This window comes from Serinicoccus shuyuelongi, from assembly GCF_045032955.1.
Taxonomy (GTDB): domain Bacteria; phylum Actinomycetota; class Actinomycetes; order Actinomycetales; family Dermatophilaceae; genus Ornithinicoccus.
In genome coordinates, this window is the sequence record NZ_JBJFZU010000010.1 from 1 (window position 1) to 15,124 (window position 15,124).

Genomic DNA, 15,124 nt, shown 5'->3' on the forward strand with positions numbered 1-15,124 from the left:
CACCGCCGGACCACCATTAGAAACACGAAGCAAGGGGCTCACCCCCCACAAAAAGGGGGTGAGCCCCTTCTTCACGTCCACACCCACCCCCTGACACACTGGCCCCATGGCTCCCCGTCTCTTCACACCCCTGACCGTGCGCGGCCTGGAGGTTCCTGGCAGGGCATGGGTGGCGCCGATGTGCCAGTACTCGTGTCGTCCCGGGGAGCCCGGTTTCGTCACGGACTGGCACCTGGCCCACCTCACCTCGTTCGCCATCGGCGGGGCGCCGCTCATCTTGACGGAGGCGGCTGCGGTAACCGAGGTGGGCAGGATCTCCCCCTGGGACGCCGGCATCTGGCAGGACCAGCAGGTGGGCGCCTGGGAGAGGGTGGTCTCCCTGGTGCACCGGACCGGCTCGCTCATCGGGGTGCAGCTGGGCCACGCCGGTCGCAAGGCGTCCACCTACGCCCCGTTCCACGAGAGATCCGGGTCCGTCCCCGTCGCGGAGGGTGGCTGGCAGTCGGTGGGCCCGGGTACCGCACCGTTCGGGAGCTACGCCGATCCGCGGGAGCTGGACCTGGCCGAGCTCTCGAGCACGGTGGCCGCCTTCGGGGCTGCCGCCCGCCGCGCCGTCACCGCAGGGTTTGACGCGGTGGAGATCCACGCCGCGCACGGGTACCTGTTGGCCCAGTTCCTGAGCCCCTTGGTGAACCGGCGCAGCGATGAGTACGGGGGAGACCTGGCCGGCCGGGCCCGGTTGCTGCTCGAGGTCGTGGACGCCGTGCGGGCGTCCGTGCCTGACCGGATGCCCGTGCTGCTGCGCCTGTCGGCCACCGACTGGGGGTCGGGGCAGGTGGCGGACGACCTGGAACGCACGGTGCAGGTGAGCCGGTGGGCCGTCGAGCGGGGTGTGGACCTGATCGACGTGTCGAGCGGCGGCAACGTCCCGCGCCCCGAGATCCCGATCGGGCCCGGCTACCAGACCGGTTTCGCGGAGCAGGTGCGACGGGCCGTCGAGGTGCCGGTGAGCGCGGTGGGCATGATCACCCGTCCGGACCAGGCCGAGCAGGTGCTGGCCGAAGGGCAGGCCGACGTGGTCATGATGGCCCGGGCGCTGCTCGCCGATCCGCACTGGTGGCACCGGGCCGCGGAGACCCTCGGCCATCCGCTGCCCTGGGTGGGGCCGTACGCACGAGCTGCCCCGCTGCTCGACTAGTCCCCGCACCCTCGTCGACGGGCAGCGCGCAGGTGTAGACGACCACGCGCTTGGCCTTCGGGTTCCCCTGACCCACCCGCCGGTAGCGGTCCAGCACCTCCAGCAGCTCCGCCCGCAAGGCGGTCAGCTGCTCGGTGGTGACCTGCACCGTGTGGTCCTCCAGTCCGCACTGCTCCTGCCATGCCGGCGCCCAGGTATGCCGGTCGGAGAGCCAGGCCTGGGCCCGGTCGCCGAAGTGCGACAGGTAGTCTCGTGCCAGCCAGTCGGCGGCCTCGGCGTCGTCCTCGTCCATCGGCTCGTCGTCGAAGGCCCCGGGACGGGCCTCGTCCACCGCCTGCCAGACGCGCCGTCGGCCGGCGCCGGTACCGGCGTCCACGACCAGGCCCACCTCCTCGAGCTTGCGCAGGTGGTAGGAGGTCGCACCCGTGTGGGTGGCCAACGCCTCGGCCAGCTCGGTGGCGGTCGCCTGCCCGTGCACCCTGAGGGCGGCCAGCAGGCGGCTGCGCAGCGGGTGGGCGAGGACGCGGAGCGCGGACGCGGTCGCGACACGGGGCATACGGGTCACCTCTCTGTCGGTGTGCTGGCAGCGTACGCGGCCCGGCAGCCATGCACAATAGTTGTGCATACTTTCTGTGCCGGACGCTCTACAGTGCCTGCACATGGCCCCTGACCTGCGGTTTCACCAGTTTGGAGGAGACGTCGACGCCTCGGTAGACTGAAGAGGTTGTCCGAATACCCCCCACATGAAGGTAGGCGAATGCGCACCTACACCCCGAAGGCCGGAGACATCACCCGCGCCTGGCACGTCATCGATGCCACCGACGTGGTGCTGGGGCGCCTCGCGTCCCAGACCGCCATCCTGCTGCGTGGCAAGCACAAGACGATCTTCGCCCCGCACGTCGACACCGGTGACTTCGTCATCATCGTCAACGCCGACAAGGTCGCCCTGACCGGCGCCAAGCTGGAGCAGAAGAAGGACTACCGCCACTCCGGCTACCCCGGTGGGCTGCGGGCCGACAGCTATGCCCAGCTGCTCGACAAGAACCCGGCTCGTGCGGTCGAGAAGGCCGTGCGCGGCATGATCCCGAAGAACGCCCTGGGTCGACAGGTCATGTCGAAGCTCAAGGTCTACGCCGGCGCCGAGCACCCGCACGCTGCTCAGCAGCCGGTCCCGTACACCATCTCCCAGGTCGCCCAGTAAGGAAGCCGAGGCACACATGACTGTCAACGACACCGACACCCCGGACAGCGACGGCTTCGACGAGAACGCCGTCTCCGAGTACACCAGCGAGTCGTCCGCGGCTCCGGCCGAGGGCGCCTCGCGCCCCCGCGCCACCGCTCCCGGTGCCGCCACCGGTCGCCGCAAGCAGGCCGTCGCCCGCGTGCGGATCGTCCCGGGCACCGGCACCTGGAAGATCAACGGCCGCACCCTGGAGGAGTACTTCCCCAACAAGGTGCACCAGCAGATCGCCAACGAGGCGCTGACCCTGCTCGAGCTGGACGGCGCGTACGACGTGCTGGTCCGCGTGCACGGCGGTGGCCCCTCCGGCCAGGCCGGCGCGGTCCGCCTCGGCGTCGCCCGTTCGCTGAACGGCATCGACTCCGAGCTCAACCGCCCCGCGCTGAAGCGTGCCGGGCTGCTGACCCGGGACGCCCGCGTCCCCGAGCGCAAGAAGGCCGGCCTCAAGAAGGCCCGCAAGGCGCCGCAGTACAGCAAGCGCTGACCCTGCCTGCCGCCCCTGTGGGCGGCGACGACAGGAACACCGACGGCCCGGTGGGAGAGATCCCACCGGGCCGTCGGTCCGTCTGCGCGGCCTCAGAGGCCGGGGGTGTACAGCAGCCGGTTCGGTGAGCCGGTGCCGATCCCGGAGAGTCGGCCGGTGGTGGCGTTGCCGAGGATCGCGGAGGTCACCTGCGACGGGCTCGCGGACGGGTTGTCCTCCAGGTAGAGGGCCGCCGCCCCGGCGACGTGCGGGCTCGCCATCGAGGTGCCGGAGATCGTGTTCGCGGCGTTGTCAGCCGTGTGCCAGGCAGAGGTGATCGAGCTTCCGGGGGCGAAGACGTCCACGCAGCTGCCGAAGTTGGAGAAGCTCGAACGGCTGTCGCTGCTGGTCGTGGACCCGACGGTGATCGCGCTGCCGGCCCGGGCGGGGGAGACGTTGCACGCGTTCTGGCTCTCGTTGCCCGCGGCCACCACCAGGGTCACGCCGGACCCGGTCATCCGCGAGACCGCGGCGTCGATGCTGGTGCTGGTGCCGCCGCCGAGGCTCATGTTGGCGACCGAGGGCCCGGAGGCGGTGGCCGTGACCCAGTCCATCCCGGCGATGACGCCGGCGTTGGTGCCGCCGCCGTCGCACCCGAGCACGCGCACCGGCACCAGCGTCGTGCCCTTGGCCACCCCGAGGACGCTGCCGCCGACCGTGCCGGCGACGTGCGTGCCGTGGCCGTTGCAGTCCGAGGACCCGCGACCGTCGTTGATCGCGTTGAAGCCGCTCGCGGTACGTCCGGTGAACTCCACGTGGCTGGTGCGGATGCCGGTGTCGATGATGTAGCTGTCCACCCCCTGCCCGGTGGAGGTGTAGGTGTAGCTGCCGTCCAACGGACGGCTGCGCTGGTCGATCCGGTCCAGGCCCCAGGTGGCGCCGTTCTGGGTCTGCGAGAGGGAGACGGTCGCGTCCTGCTCGATCCAGGCCACGTCCGGGTCCTGACGTAGCTCGGCCACCTGCGCGTCGGTCAGCGAGGCGGCATACCCGCCCAGCGTGCCGTACGTGCGCTCCACCGCGATGCCGGCGGAGCGGGCCTGGTCGACCTTGCTCTCGGTGGCCGCGGTCACGGCGGCCTGGGCCCGGCTGCCGGTGGACTCGCCGGTGGTCGTGCGGGACACCTCCAGCATGACGATGTAGGACCCCTCGACCGCCTCGCCGGAGGTGGCCTCGAGCAGTGGCGCCATGCTGTCGTCCGCGGAGGGGGAGAGCTGGGCCGCGGACGCGGCCGGGGCACAGACCCCGGCGGCCACGGCGAGTCCGGCGAGCGAGGCGAGGGTCCTGCGTCGGATGTGCTGCATGGTCTTCTCCTTCAGGGAAATGATGCGGCTGTAAGCGCTGCCGCGGCTCCACCCTGCACACAGATCGGCCGTCCCGGCAGCCCCGAGGAGCAGGTCCAGACCGAACGGTGACCGAAGGTTGACCGTGTCTTGACCAACTCCAGACCGAGACTTTGCGGTGGGCGACCCGGCCGAGGACGGCCGGGACCGGTCCCGGCACCTGGGTGCGGCATACTGCCGTGTCAGCACTCACCCGCAACCTGCACCAGTGAAGGACGACGATGGGACGACTCTTCGGCACCGACGGCGTACGCGGTCTGGCCAACAAGGACATCACCGCTGAGCTCGCGCTCGACCTCTCCGTCGCGGTGGCGCACGAGCTCGGCGGGCAGAGCGTCTTCGGCGGCGCCCGTGCCAGTGCCGTGGTCGGCCGGGACCCCCGGGCCTCTGGTGAGTTCCTCTCGGCGGCGGTGATGGCCGGGCTGGCCTCGGCCGGGGTGGATGTCCTGGACGCGGGGGTGCTGCCCACCCCGGCGATCGCCTACCTGACCAAGCGGATGAACGCGGAGATGGGCGCCATGCTTTCTGCGTCCCACAACGCGATGCCGGACAACGGCCTGAAGTTCTTCGCCAGCGGCGGTCACAAGCTCGCTGACGAGATCGAGGACCGGATCTCCGGGCGGGTCGGCTCCGACTGGGACCGCCCCACCGGTGCCGGGGTGGGTCGGATCCTGCCGTTCGGGCGCGGCGCGGAGTTCTACATGGAGCACCTGCTGCAGGCAGCCCCCGGACGGCTCGACGGGCTGCGCATCGTCATCGACGCGGCGCACGGCGCGGCGTCCGAGGTCGGGCCGGAGGTCTTCCGACGAGCCGGGGCCACCGTCGACGTCATCGGCGGTGACCCCAACGGGCTCAACATCAACGACGACGCCGGGTCCACCCACCTGGACAAGCTGCAGGAGGCCGTCCGGCTGCGCGGTGCCGACATGGGTGTCGCCTTCGACGGCGACGCGGACCGCTGCCTGGCGGTGGACGCGCGGGGCGGGCAGGTCGACGGCGACCAGATCATGGCCATCCTGGCCGTGGCCATGCACGAGCGCGGCGAGCTGCAGGACGACACCCTGGTGGCCACCGTGATGAGCAACCTCGGTCTGCTGCAGGCGATGGAGCGCGAGGGCGTGCACGTGGTGCAGACCGCGGTGGGAGACCGGTACGTGCTGGAGGCCATGCGGTCCCGGGGCTACTCCCTCGGGGGTGAGCAGTCCGGCCACGTCATCATGCTGGAGCACGGCACCACCGGCGACGGCGTGCTCACCGCGCTGGCGCTCGCGCAGCGGGTCGTCTCCTCGGGCCGGGCGCTGCACGAGCTGGCGGGGGTGATGACCCGGCTGCCGCAGGTCCTGGTCAACGTCCGAGGGGTGGACAAGGACCGTGTCGACAGCGACGAGGGTGTCCTGGCCGCGGTCGGGCAGGTCGAGCAGGAGCTGGGCGATCAGGGGAGGGTGCTGCTGCGCAAGTCCGGCACCGAGGCGGTGGCGCGGGTGATGGTCGAGGCGGACTCCCAGGAGCGCGCCCAGGGGTATGCCGACAGCCTCGCCCAGGTGGTCCGGGAGCGGCTCGCCCTCTGAGCGCACGAGGCGCGGGTCAGGGCCCGGTCACGACCCCCACCGGGGGTCCGCGGCCAGATGGTCGACCAGCTCCTCGATCGCCGGGATACCGGTGACCGGACCGCGGAGCAGCACGCCGCCCCGGTCCACCAGCACCGCGGACGGGCCGGCCCCGGCGTCGAGGGCTGTCCAGAGCTGGGAGCCAGGGTCCCAGAGCACGCCGTCGACCCCCTGCAGGCGGGGCTCGCCCCAGGGGGCGAGCGTGTGCACCAGCGGCACCCCCAGCTGCGGCAGCCGCTCCCGCCAGCGGGGCAGCTCTTCGAGCACGGCGAAGGTGGGGCCGCACCAGCAGTTGACCAGCACCAGCAGCTGGGGACCGGCCCGGGTCAGGGCGATGAGGCTGCTGGGACGCAGGTCCTCGTCGACGACCACCCCGGTTGCCGGGCTGCGCCCCGCACCAGGACCTGACCGGCCCGTCCCCGCCGTCCCCGCCGGCTCCGTCGGCGGGTCGGACGCGTCCTCTGGTGCCCCCCGGCCCAGGACGAGCACGGCGGTGGCCGCCACCGCCAGGGTCATGCCCAACCAGAGACGGTCCTGCGTCGAGGAACCCGCCACCAGCGCCCCGGCGCTGCTGCCGTCCAGGGCGATCAGCAGCGCGACGAGCGACAACGCCACCAGCAGCGCGTTGCGCAGCACCGTGCGGCCGGTGATCCGGTGGTCACCGACCCGGCCGAAGCAGCTGCAGGTGGGACGTGGGTGGAAGCCCATCGCCCGGACGACGACCACCAGGAACGCGACGCACAGGGCGAGCGCGCCGGACGCGCCGAGGGCATACGTCCAGGGCCACGGGGTGAGCAGCAGCACGGCGACGACCAGCTCGAGCGCCGGCAGGGACAGGGCCACCCACCGCCGGCGCAGCAGCGCCGGCAGGCGCAGCGCCGCGACCATGCTCGTCGTCGCTCCCGGGTCGGGCAGCTTGGCCAGCCCGGAGAGCACCAGCACGGCGGCGAGCGTCAGCGGCGCCAGCGACAGGGCGGTGGGCATCGGTGCGGAACCCCCGGGGGCCGGTCAGACCAGCTGGCTGAGCCGACCGGTGTCCACGTCGTAGCGGAAGCCGCCCACCTGGGCCCGACCCTGGATCAGGGGGTGCGTGGTGACCCGGCGGACGTCGCCCACCAGGGCCGCCTCCTGGTCGGTTACCACTCCGAAGCTCTGCCACCAGGCGTCCTGGCCGGAGAGCTCGCTGACCTGCTCGCGCAGCTCGTCCTCGGTGAACCGGGTCATCGCGCACCGGGTGTGCGGGACCACCAGGATCCGCCGCACACCGAGCAGGTGCACCCCCAGCACCAGGGCCTCCAGGGCCGCGTCGGTGATCCGGCCGCCCGGGTTGCGGAAGATCTTGGCGTCGCCGTGGGTCAGGCCGAGCAGCTGCAACGGCTCGATCCGGGAGTCCATGCAGGTGACGATGGCGACCCCGGCGCGGGCGATGCCGTCGTAGCCGCTGAGCGCGTCGGCGTGGGCGAGGGCATACTCCTCGTTGGCCTGCAGGAGGTCCTCGAAGGCGGATGATCCGGACATGGCGCTCAGCCTAGTGGGCCGGGCTCAGCCGATCTCCAGGTCCTCCCGCGTCGGTGCCGCCGCCCCGGCCCGGGCGACCGTCCAGCCGGCGCAGGCGACGGCCCGCTCCAGGGCGGGGGCGATGTCCTCCAGGTCCGCCCTGGCCAGGCGGGTGCGGGCGTCCGGGGAGCCCAGGAGGTCGGCGTCCAGCAGGCCGCTGAGCAGGCCGGACATGAAGGAGTCGCCCGCCCCGACGGTGTCCACCACGTCCACGGTCAACGACGGCAGCTCGATGGTGGTGTCGTCCCGGGACAGGTGGACGACCGCCCCCTCGCCACCCCGGGTGATGACCACCAGGTGCGGGCTCAGCTGCCCCCATAGGTGCGCGACCTCGACGACGTCGGCGTCCCCGTAGAGCCACTCGACGTCCTCCAGGCTGGCCTTGACCACGTCGCTGCGGCCGATGCACTCCTCGATCCGCTGCCGGGCGTCGGTGGGCGAGCCCATGATCGAGGGCCGGGCGTTGGGGTCGTAGGACACGGTGGCGTGCTGCCGGGCGTCGGCCATGAGCCGGGCCACCGCGGACCCACCGGGCTCGAGGGTCGCCGCGATCGAGCCGGTGTGGACGTGGCCGATCCCGTCCAGCTGCTGCGGTCCGAGCCGCCAGGACAGGTCGAAGTCGTAGGTGGCGACCGCGTCCGCGTCCAGGTGGGCGGTGGCGGTCGAGGTGCGCGGTGCCTCCATCGACCCGTCCGTGAGCTCGACCCCGTGGCGCTCCAGGTGCTCGCGGACCCGGTGCCCGTGCTCGTCGTCGCCCAGGTATGCCGCCAGCCGGGTCGGGTGCCCGAGCGCGGACAACCCGATCGCGACGTTGGCGGGGGAGCCGCCCACGTGCTCGCTGCGCTCGCCGTCCCCGTGCGGCACGACGATGTCGATGAGTGCCTCACCCACGGTGAGCACACCGGCCATCAGCGGGACTCCGGGGAGAGCGCGTCGGCGATCGCGGCCACCTTGTCCAGGCGGTGGTGGGAGGTGATCTCGCGGATGGTGCCGGAGCGCGAGCGCATCACCAGCGAGTGGGTGACCGCAGTGCCGGAGCCGTAACGGACGCCGCCCAGCAGCTCACCGGTGGTGATCCCGGTCGCCACGAAGAAGCAGTTGTCGCCGGTCACCAGGTCGTCCGTGGACAGCACGCGGTCCAGGTCGTGACCGGCGTCGATCGCCTTCTGGCGCTCGTCGTCGTCCTTGGGCCACAGCCGGCCCTGGATCACGCCGCCCATGGCCTTCATGGCGCAGGCGGTGATGATGCCCTCGGGGGTGCCGCCGATGCCGATGAGCATGTCCACCGACGAGTCCTCCCGGGCGGCGGCGATCGCGGCCGCGACGTCACCGTCGGTGATGAAGCGCAGCCGCGCCCCGGCCTCCCGTACCTCTTCGGTGTAGCGGTCGTGCCGGGGGCGGTCGAGCATGATGACGGTGAGGTCCTCGACATAACGCTTCTTGGCCCGCGCGATCCGGCGCAGGTTCTCGTGCACCGGCAGGCGGATGTCGACGCGGTCGGCCACGTCGGCCCCGACCACGAGCTTGTCCATGTAGAAGACGGCGGACGGGTCGTACATCGTCCCGCGCTCGGACACCGCCATCACGGCGATCGAGTTGTCCATCCCCTTGGCGGTCGGGGTGGTCCCGTCGATCGGGTCCACCGCGACGTCCACCGCGGGACCGGACCCGTCGCCGACGTGCTCGCCGTTGAAGAGCATCGGCGCCTCGTCCTTCTCGCCCTCACCGATGACGACCACGCCGTCCATCGCGACCTGGGAGATGACCTTGCGCATCGCCTCCACCGCGGCGTTGTCGGCGAGCAGCTTGTCCCCGCGGCCCACCCAGCGTCCGGCGGCGAGCGCGGCGGCCTCCGTGACGCGCACCAGCTCCAGCGCGAGGTTGCGGTCGGGGAGCACCTGGTCGGTGGTCTTGGGTGAACGGTCGGCCATGAGCGACTCCTTCGTCGGCGGTGCGCGTCGTCAGACTATCGGGTGCGCCGGGTCCGGGGGCCACCCTGGTCGGATGCGACCATAGGGGGGTGAGCAGCGCATCGCAGGCCCCCTCCTCGGGCGCCCCGACGTCCCCCGCCCCGGACCGACGTCGCCAGCGCCTCGCCTCCTACACGATCCGCAACATGGTCTACTCCACGCTCATCGTGCTGGCCCTGGTGCTGGTGTGGTGGTCGCTGACCTACAACCCGACCGAGCCGCAACCCCGCAGGGTCGAGGTGACGACCACCGCGTCCTACGCCGCGGAGCAGGCCGCGTGGCCGGTCTGGGTGCCGGAGGTCGGCGAGGGATGGACCCCGACCGTGGCCTGGTTCGAGCCGCTCGAGCAGCTGCCGACCTGGCACGTGTCCTACGTGACACCGGAGGGGGAGTACCTTGCGATCCACCAGGCCTCGGACGCCTCCCCGGACTGGGAGGACTCGGTGCTCTCCGGCGCCGAGCCCGTCGGCGAGCAGGTGCTGCCGGGGCCGGTGGGGGAGCAGGCCTGGCAGGCCTGGGAGGCCGACTCCGGCAACGCGGAGAACGCCTGGGTGCTGGGGCCGGAGGTCACCGGTGGGGCGACCGTGGTGGTGCACGGCACGGCCGGGCAGGCCGAGGCGGAGGAGCTGCTGAGGGCGGTCCGGGCCCAGGAATGATGACCGGGTCCTCAGGACCCGGTGCTCGGGAGGGTGCTCAGCGCTCGGGCTCGGCAGCGGGTGTGGCCTCGGTGGCCGTGACCTGCTCACCCTCGCCGGTCGCGGGGTCCTGCTCCGGGGTGGCCGCGGAGTCGCCCTCGGCCGGCTCTCCGGCGTCCTCGCCACGCCGGGTGGCGCGGTCCAGGGTCTCCTGAGCGGCGTCGAGCTTGCCCTGGCAGTGGGCCGCCAGCTCCTCGCCGCGTTCCCAGAGGGCCATCGACTCCTCCAGGGGCACCTGACCCGACTCGATACGCGCCACCAGCGCGACCAGCTCGTCGCGGGCCTGCTCGTAGCTCAGTTCGTCCACCGGGGCGGGCGGGGTCGTGTCGTCGGCTGCGGGTGAAGTCACGGTCCCACCGTACGCGGCCGGGACTGCAGCAGCGACGGAGCGCTCGACGTGCTGGACGTGCTGGACGTTTGACCCTCACCCAGGTCGAGGGCGGAGCCTGGGCTCATGGACCCCCACCTCCTGCCCATCGGCGAGATGTCCAGGCGCAGCGGCCTGGGCGTGAGCGCGCTGCGCTTCTACGACCGGCACGGGTTGCTGCCGCCCGCCCGGGTCGACCCGGTCACCGGCTACCGGCGCTACCAGGAGGACCAGGTGCCTCGTGCCCGGATGCTCGCCGGGATGCGTCGGGTGCAGATGCCGCTGGCCGAGATGGCGGCGGTGCTCGAGGCCGGCGCGGACACCGAAACCGTGCGGGACCTGCTGGGCGCCCACGTCCGGCGCCTGGAGCGGGGGCTCGAGCAGGCCCGCACCCAGCTGGCGCGGGTGACGGCTCTGGCCGGGGACGTGGTGGGCGCGGTGCCGGTGGACGCCGCCGGCCTCGGGTCGTCTCTGCGCGCCGTCCGGTATGCCGTCTCCACCGACTCCCGCTTCCCGGAGCTGGGCGGGGTGCTGCTGGAGTGCCTGGGGGACGAGCTGCGGGTGGTGGCCACGGACCGGTACCGGCTGGCGCTGGCCTCGACCCGGCTCCGGGCGACGGCGCCGTGGCCGGTTTCGGTGGTGCTCGGGGCGGACGGGGTGGACGACCTGCTGGCGCAGCTCCCGGAGGAGGGGCAGGTGGAGCTCGTGGTGGCTCCGGGGCAGCTGCGGGTGCGTCCCGAGGCAGGGCCCCCGCTCCAGGTCCCGCTCGTCCCCGAGGCCGACTACCCCGACTACCGAGTCGTGCTGGAGACGGTGCCCGGGGGACAGGTGATGGGTGACCTCGGCGAGCTGGCGCAGGCGCTCGACGACGGGCTCGACGGGGACGACAGGGACGATGTAGAGGACGGCCACGCCGAGAGCCGGCAGGGGCGGCCCGCTCCGTTCGCCCTGGGGGAGCGGCGGGTCGACCGGACCTACCTGCGGGAGGCGGTGGAGCAGGTGGGCCCCGGGGGGCAGTTGAGGCTGCCGTCCGACCTGGGCCCCTGGCTGCTGCAGGACGAGAGCGGCTCCCGGCTCGCCCTGGTGATGCCGCTGGCGCCGGAGCGCCCGTGAGCGTGCTGATGCACCTGTGCCGGACCTGCCGGCACCGGGCCACCTCGCACCAGGGTGGTGACCGCGGCTACAGCGGGTGCCGGTGCTGCCGCGGGCCGGGAGACCTCGACCCGGAACCGGTGCTGGTGGCCACCTTCACGATGCCCGGTGGGGCCCGCGAGCCGCTTCACCCACCGGGGAGCCTCTGGAACGCCGGGACCACGCACCAGCTGCGGCTCTGCGACTGTCCGGCCTGCCGACGAGCTAGCGGGTGACCGGCCGCACCGCGAAGTCGCCGTGGGCCACGCTCACCCGCAGCAGCTCGTCCGCCGCGACCTCCTCGCGGTCGCGGACGATCCGGCCGTCGCCGTGGCGTACGACGGCATACCCCCGCTCGAGGATGTGCTGGGGGGACACCGCGCGCAGGTGCCGGGCCAGCTGCTCGCTGCGGTCGCGCTCGCGGTCCAGGCGGGAGCTGAGCAGCGCCTGCCCGCGCGTGCGCGTCGCGGCCAGCTCCCGACGGTGCTGGGCCACGATGGCGGCCCGGTCTGCCATCACCGGACGGCCCATCACGTCGCGCACCCGGTCGCGCTCGCGGCCGATCCGGGCGGTGAGCGCGCGCCGGGCACGGGCGCGGACGGTGAGCAGCCCCCGCTGCTCGTCGGCGACGTCGGGGACCACCGAGGCGGCGGCGTGGGTGGGGGTAGAGGCCCGCAGGTCGGCGACGAAGTCGACCAACGGGGAGTCGCTCTCGTGGCCGATCGCCGAGACCACCGGCGTCCCGGCCTGCGACACCGCCCGGACGAGCGCCTCGTTGGAGAAGGGCAGCAGGTCCTCGAAGGAGCCCCCGCCACGGGCCAGGATGATGACGTCGACCTCGTCCAGGGCGTCGAGCTCGCGCAGCGCGGCGCAGACCGCAGGCACCGTGTCGGTGCCCTGGACGGCGACCTGACGGACCTCCACCCGGGCCGCCGGCCAGCGACGGTGGACACCGGCCAGGACGTCCCGTTCGGCGGCGGTCGCGCGGCCCGTCACCAGCCCGATCCGACGGGGCAGGAAGGGCAGCGGCCGTTTGCGGGCCTGGTCGAAGAGACCCTCGCTGCGGAGCAGCTGCTTGAGGTGCTCGAGCCGGGCGAGCAGCTCTCCGACGCCGACGTGCCGCATCTGCCGTGCCTCGAGCTGCAGGGTGCCCCGCTTCGCCCAGAAGCTCGGCTTGGCGTGCACGACCACCCGGGCGCCGGGCTCCGGCGGGGCCGGCATCGCGTCGAGCGCGCCCGTCGGGATGGCCACCGACAGCGACATGTCGACGTCGGTGTCGCGCAGGGTGAGGAACGCCGTGGACATCCCCGGGCGACGGTTGAGCTGGACGATCTGTCCCTCGACCCACAGCGGCGACATCTTGTCCACGTAGTCGCTGATCTTCATCGTGAGCGTGCGGACCGGCCACGGTGAGGCCGCGGTGGTGTCCCGGGCGGTGGGGGGCAGCTGCGGCGTCGGCACCCGACCAGGGTATGCCGCCACCGCACCGCTCCCGGCACACTGGGCCGATGCAGAACGCGCGGGGAGCAGTCCCGGACCGGCAGCCGGAGAGCCCGGAGGGCGCCGAGGTCCGCCCCACCGTGGTGCTCGTCCACGGCACCCGGATGAGCAGGGCGCAGTGGGACCGCTACCCGGCCCTGCTGCCGGGGGTGGACGTGCTCAGCGTGGACCTGCCCGGTCACGGGGACCGTGCCGGTGAGGAGTTCACCGAGGAGGCGGCCCTGCGGACCATCGACGACGCGGTCGCCCGCGCCGGCACGGCCACCGCCCCGGTGCTCGTCGGGCACAGCCTGGGCGGCTACCTGGCGATGATGTGGGCGGCAGAGCACCCGCGCGACCTCGCGGCGCTGGTGCTGGTGGGGGCCAGCGCCGTGCCCGCGGGGCCGCTGACGGGCCTCTACCGGGGTTTCGCCCGGCTGCTGCCGGTGGTCGGACCGGACAGGATGGCGCGCGTCGTCAACAGGCTGCTGCGGGCGCTGGGCGCAGAGCGCGGCCCCGGGGCGCCACCGCTGCCGGACGGGGCGGGCTACGCCGCGCTCCCGGCCGCCTGGGCCCTGGTGATGCGCCGGGCGCGGCCCGAGCTGCTCACCGGGGTGGAGGCCCCGGTGGTGCTGGTGAACGGCCAGCTGGACCAGATGCGGGTGCACGTGCGGCGCTTCGCCCGGGCCTGCCAGGACCCCCGGGTGGTCCTCGTGCCGCGGGCGAGCCACCTGCTGCCGCTGACCCACCCGGAGCAGGTGGCGAGGGTCGTGCGCGAGGTGCTGGACGGGCACAGGTCCGGTCCAGCCGTGGCACCTACACTGGAGGGGTGACTTCCGCGACACCCTCGACCCGACCGACCGACATCCAGGACGTGCCGTCCGGGGACGAGACGTCCCGGGGCAGGCGGGTGCTGCTGGCCGCCCCCCGGGGCTACTGCGCCGGCGTGGACCGCGCCGTCGTGACCGTGGAGAAGGCCCTCGAGCTGTACGGCCCTCCGGTCTACGTGCGCAAGGAGATCGTGCACAACAAGCACGTGGTGCGCACCCTCGAGCGACGGGGCGCCATCTTCGTGGACCAGACCGGTGAGGTGCCCGAGGGTGCCAGGGTCATCTTCTCCGCGCACGGGGTGAGCCCTGCCGTGCACGCCGAGGCCAAGGCCCTGTCCCTGCAGACCATCGACGCGACCTGCCCGCTGGTGACCAAGGTGCACCGCGAGGCGGTCCGCTTCGCCGACCAGGACTACGACATCCTCCTCGTCGGGCACGAGGGCCACGAAGAGGTCGAGGGCACCGCCGGCGAGGCGCCGGAGCACATCACCCTGGTGGAGAGCCCCGCCGACGTGGACCACGTCGAGGTCCGTGACCCGGAGAAGGTCGTCTGGCTCTCGCAGACCACGCTCAGCGTGGACGAGACGATGGAGACCGTGCGCCGTCTGCGGGAGAAGTTCCCGCTGCTGCAGGACCCGCCGAGCGACGACATCTGCTACGCCACCCAGAACCGGCAGGTGGCGGTGAAGCAGATGGCCTCCGACTGCGACCTGATGATCGTCGTCGGCTCGCAGAACTCCTCGAACTCCAAGCGCCTCGTCGAGGTCGCCCTGGAGTACGGCTCCCGGGACGGGCACCTCGTCGACTACGCCGACGAGCTCGAGGAGGGCTGGCTGGAGGGTGTCACCACGGTGGGTGTCACCAGCGGGGCCAGCGTCCCGGAGATCCTCGTCCGGGACGTGCTCGACTGGCTGGCCGAGCGCGGCTACCAGGACGTCAGCGCGGTGACCGCCGCCGAGGAGACCCTGCTCTTCTCGCTGCCCACCGAGATCCGCCGGGACCTCAAGGCCGCCGGCCAGGAGGCCACCAAGGTCCAGCACGACCCCGGCTCGATCCCGAGCGGACGCGAGGACTCGCTGCGCTGAACGGTGACCTTCGCCGCGGCATACCCTCCACGGGTCGCGGTGAAGGTCACGGTTCCATCACGGTCCGGGCGCCCGTCCGGTGCCTGGTCGAGGTGTCCGGGC

The 15,124-nt window shown here is 72.9% G+C and carries 17 protein-coding genes; 9 read left to right on the top strand and 8 right to left on the bottom strand.

The window, feature by feature from the left end:
- The first annotated feature begins 106 nt into the window (after window positions 1-106).
- Complete coding sequence (locus ACI3EY_RS11810; RefSeq protein WP_405040520.1) at window positions 107-1,198, top strand: NADH:flavin oxidoreductase/NADH oxidase; 1,092 nt, start codon at window positions 107-109, stop codon at window positions 1,196-1,198.
- Here ACI3EY_RS11810 and ACI3EY_RS11815 read toward each other — a convergent pair.
- Window positions 1,080-1,754, bottom strand: coding sequence for a helix-turn-helix domain-containing protein (locus ACI3EY_RS11815; protein WP_405040521.1), 675 nt, complete (start codon window positions 1,752-1,754; stop codon window positions 1,080-1,082). The two genes, ACI3EY_RS11810 and ACI3EY_RS11815, sit on opposite strands and share 119 nt — an antisense overlap.
- Before the next feature lie 201 nt (window positions 1,755-1,955).
- Between ACI3EY_RS11815 and rplM the strand changes: the two genes are divergently transcribed.
- Both rplM and rpsI read left to right on the top strand, forming a co-directional pair.
- Window positions 1,956-2,399 (top strand): 50S ribosomal protein L13, encoded by a 444-nt coding sequence (rplM, locus tag ACI3EY_RS11820; RefSeq protein WP_405038430.1) that lies wholly within the window; start codon window positions 1,956-1,958, stop codon window positions 2,397-2,399.
- 16 nt (window positions 2,400-2,415) lie between these two features.
- The gene (gene rpsI / locus ACI3EY_RS11825) at window positions 2,416-2,922 is read left to right on the top strand and encodes a 30S ribosomal protein S9 (protein ID WP_405038429.1); all 507 of its coding nucleotides are present in this window, start codon (window positions 2,416-2,418) and stop codon (window positions 2,920-2,922) included.
- A gap of 92 nt (window positions 2,923-3,014) precedes the next feature.
- On the opposite strand, the gene ACI3EY_RS11830 is transcribed toward rpsI, so the two are convergent.
- The gene (locus ACI3EY_RS11830) at window positions 3,015-4,262 is read right to left on the bottom strand and encodes a S8 family peptidase (protein ID WP_405038428.1); all 1,248 of its coding nucleotides are present in this window, start codon (window positions 4,260-4,262) and stop codon (window positions 3,015-3,017) included.
- Between the two features lie 260 nt (window positions 4,263-4,522).
- Between ACI3EY_RS11830 and glmM the strand changes: the two genes are divergently transcribed.
- Window positions 4,523-5,869, top strand: coding sequence for a phosphoglucosamine mutase (glmM, locus tag ACI3EY_RS11835; RefSeq protein ID WP_405040522.1), 1,347 nt, complete (start codon window positions 4,523-4,525; stop codon window positions 5,867-5,869).
- Between the two features lie 27 nt (window positions 5,870-5,896).
- On the opposite strand, the gene ACI3EY_RS11840 is transcribed toward glmM, so the two are convergent.
- Genes ACI3EY_RS11840 through glpX form a run of 4 tightly spaced genes read right to left on the bottom strand, consistent with a single transcriptional unit; the run spans window position 5,897 to window position 9,396 of the window.
- On the bottom strand, window positions 5,897-6,892 hold the full coding sequence (locus ACI3EY_RS11840; RefSeq protein WP_405038426.1) for a MauE/DoxX family redox-associated membrane protein: 996 nt from the start codon (window positions 6,890-6,892) through the stop codon (window positions 5,897-5,899).
- 24 nt (window positions 6,893-6,916) lie between these two features.
- Complete coding sequence (locus ACI3EY_RS11845) at window positions 6,917-7,426, bottom strand: beta-class carbonic anhydrase (protein WP_405038425.1); 510 nt, start codon at window positions 7,424-7,426, stop codon at window positions 6,917-6,919.
- Window positions 7,427-7,450: 24 nt separating this feature from the next.
- Window positions 7,451-8,374 carry a carbohydrate kinase family protein gene (locus tag ACI3EY_RS11850; protein ID WP_405038424.1) on the bottom strand — a complete coding sequence of 308 codons (924 nt, stop codon included), beginning with the start codon at window positions 8,372-8,374 and terminating at the stop codon, window positions 7,451-7,453.
- Window positions 8,374-9,396: a class II fructose-bisphosphatase gene (glpX, locus tag ACI3EY_RS11855; RefSeq protein WP_405038423.1), complete on the bottom strand. Its 1,023-nt coding sequence runs from the start codon at window positions 9,394-9,396 to the stop codon at window positions 8,374-8,376. The genes ACI3EY_RS11850 and glpX overlap by 1 nt, the downstream gene beginning before the upstream one ends.
- Before the next feature lie 89 nt (window positions 9,397-9,485).
- Between glpX and ACI3EY_RS11860 the strand changes: the two genes are divergently transcribed.
- A complete protein-coding gene (locus tag ACI3EY_RS11860; RefSeq protein WP_405040523.1) occupies window positions 9,486-10,091 on the top strand; it encodes a DUF4245 domain-containing protein in 606 nt (201 codons plus the stop codon).
- Window positions 10,092-10,128: 37 nt separating this feature from the next.
- Here the strand turns inward: ACI3EY_RS11860 and ACI3EY_RS11865 are convergent, their stop codons facing one another.
- Window positions 10,129-10,479, bottom strand: a complete 351-nt coding sequence (locus tag ACI3EY_RS11865) for an exodeoxyribonuclease VII small subunit (protein ID WP_405038421.1) — start codon at window positions 10,477-10,479, stop codon at window positions 10,129-10,131.
- 105 nt (window positions 10,480-10,584) lie between these two features.
- Between ACI3EY_RS11865 and ACI3EY_RS11870 the strand changes: the two genes are divergently transcribed.
- On the top strand, window positions 10,585-11,610 hold the full coding sequence (locus tag ACI3EY_RS11870; RefSeq protein WP_405038420.1) for a DNA polymerase III subunit beta family protein: 1,026 nt from the start codon (window positions 10,585-10,587) through the stop codon (window positions 11,608-11,610).
- Entirely contained in the window at window positions 11,607-11,864 is a 258-nt protein-coding gene (locus tag ACI3EY_RS11875; protein WP_405038419.1) for a hypothetical protein, read from the top strand. Before ACI3EY_RS11870 ends, ACI3EY_RS11875 begins: the two co-directional genes overlap by 4 nt.
- On the opposite strand, the gene xseA is transcribed toward ACI3EY_RS11875, so the two are convergent.
- Window positions 11,854-13,089 carry an exodeoxyribonuclease VII large subunit gene (gene xseA, locus ACI3EY_RS11880; protein ID WP_405038418.1) on the bottom strand — a complete coding sequence of 412 codons (1,236 nt, stop codon included), beginning with the start codon at window positions 13,087-13,089 and terminating at the stop codon, window positions 11,854-11,856. The genes ACI3EY_RS11875 and xseA overlap by 11 nt on opposite strands.
- A 47-nt stretch (window positions 13,090-13,136) precedes the next feature.
- Here xseA and ACI3EY_RS11885 point away from each other — a divergent pair, with 47 nt between their 5' ends.
- Together ACI3EY_RS11885 and ACI3EY_RS11890 are read left to right on the top strand one after the other, a co-directional pair.
- A complete protein-coding gene (locus ACI3EY_RS11885) occupies window positions 13,137-13,940 on the top strand; it encodes an alpha/beta fold hydrolase (protein WP_405038417.1) in 804 nt (267 codons plus the stop codon).
- A 41-nt stretch (window positions 13,941-13,981) separates the two neighbouring features.
- Complete coding sequence (locus ACI3EY_RS11890) at window positions 13,982-15,022, top strand: 4-hydroxy-3-methylbut-2-enyl diphosphate reductase (protein WP_405038434.1); 1,041 nt, start codon at window positions 13,982-13,984, stop codon at window positions 15,020-15,022.
- The last annotated feature ends 102 nt before the right edge of the window (window positions 15,023-15,124 follow it).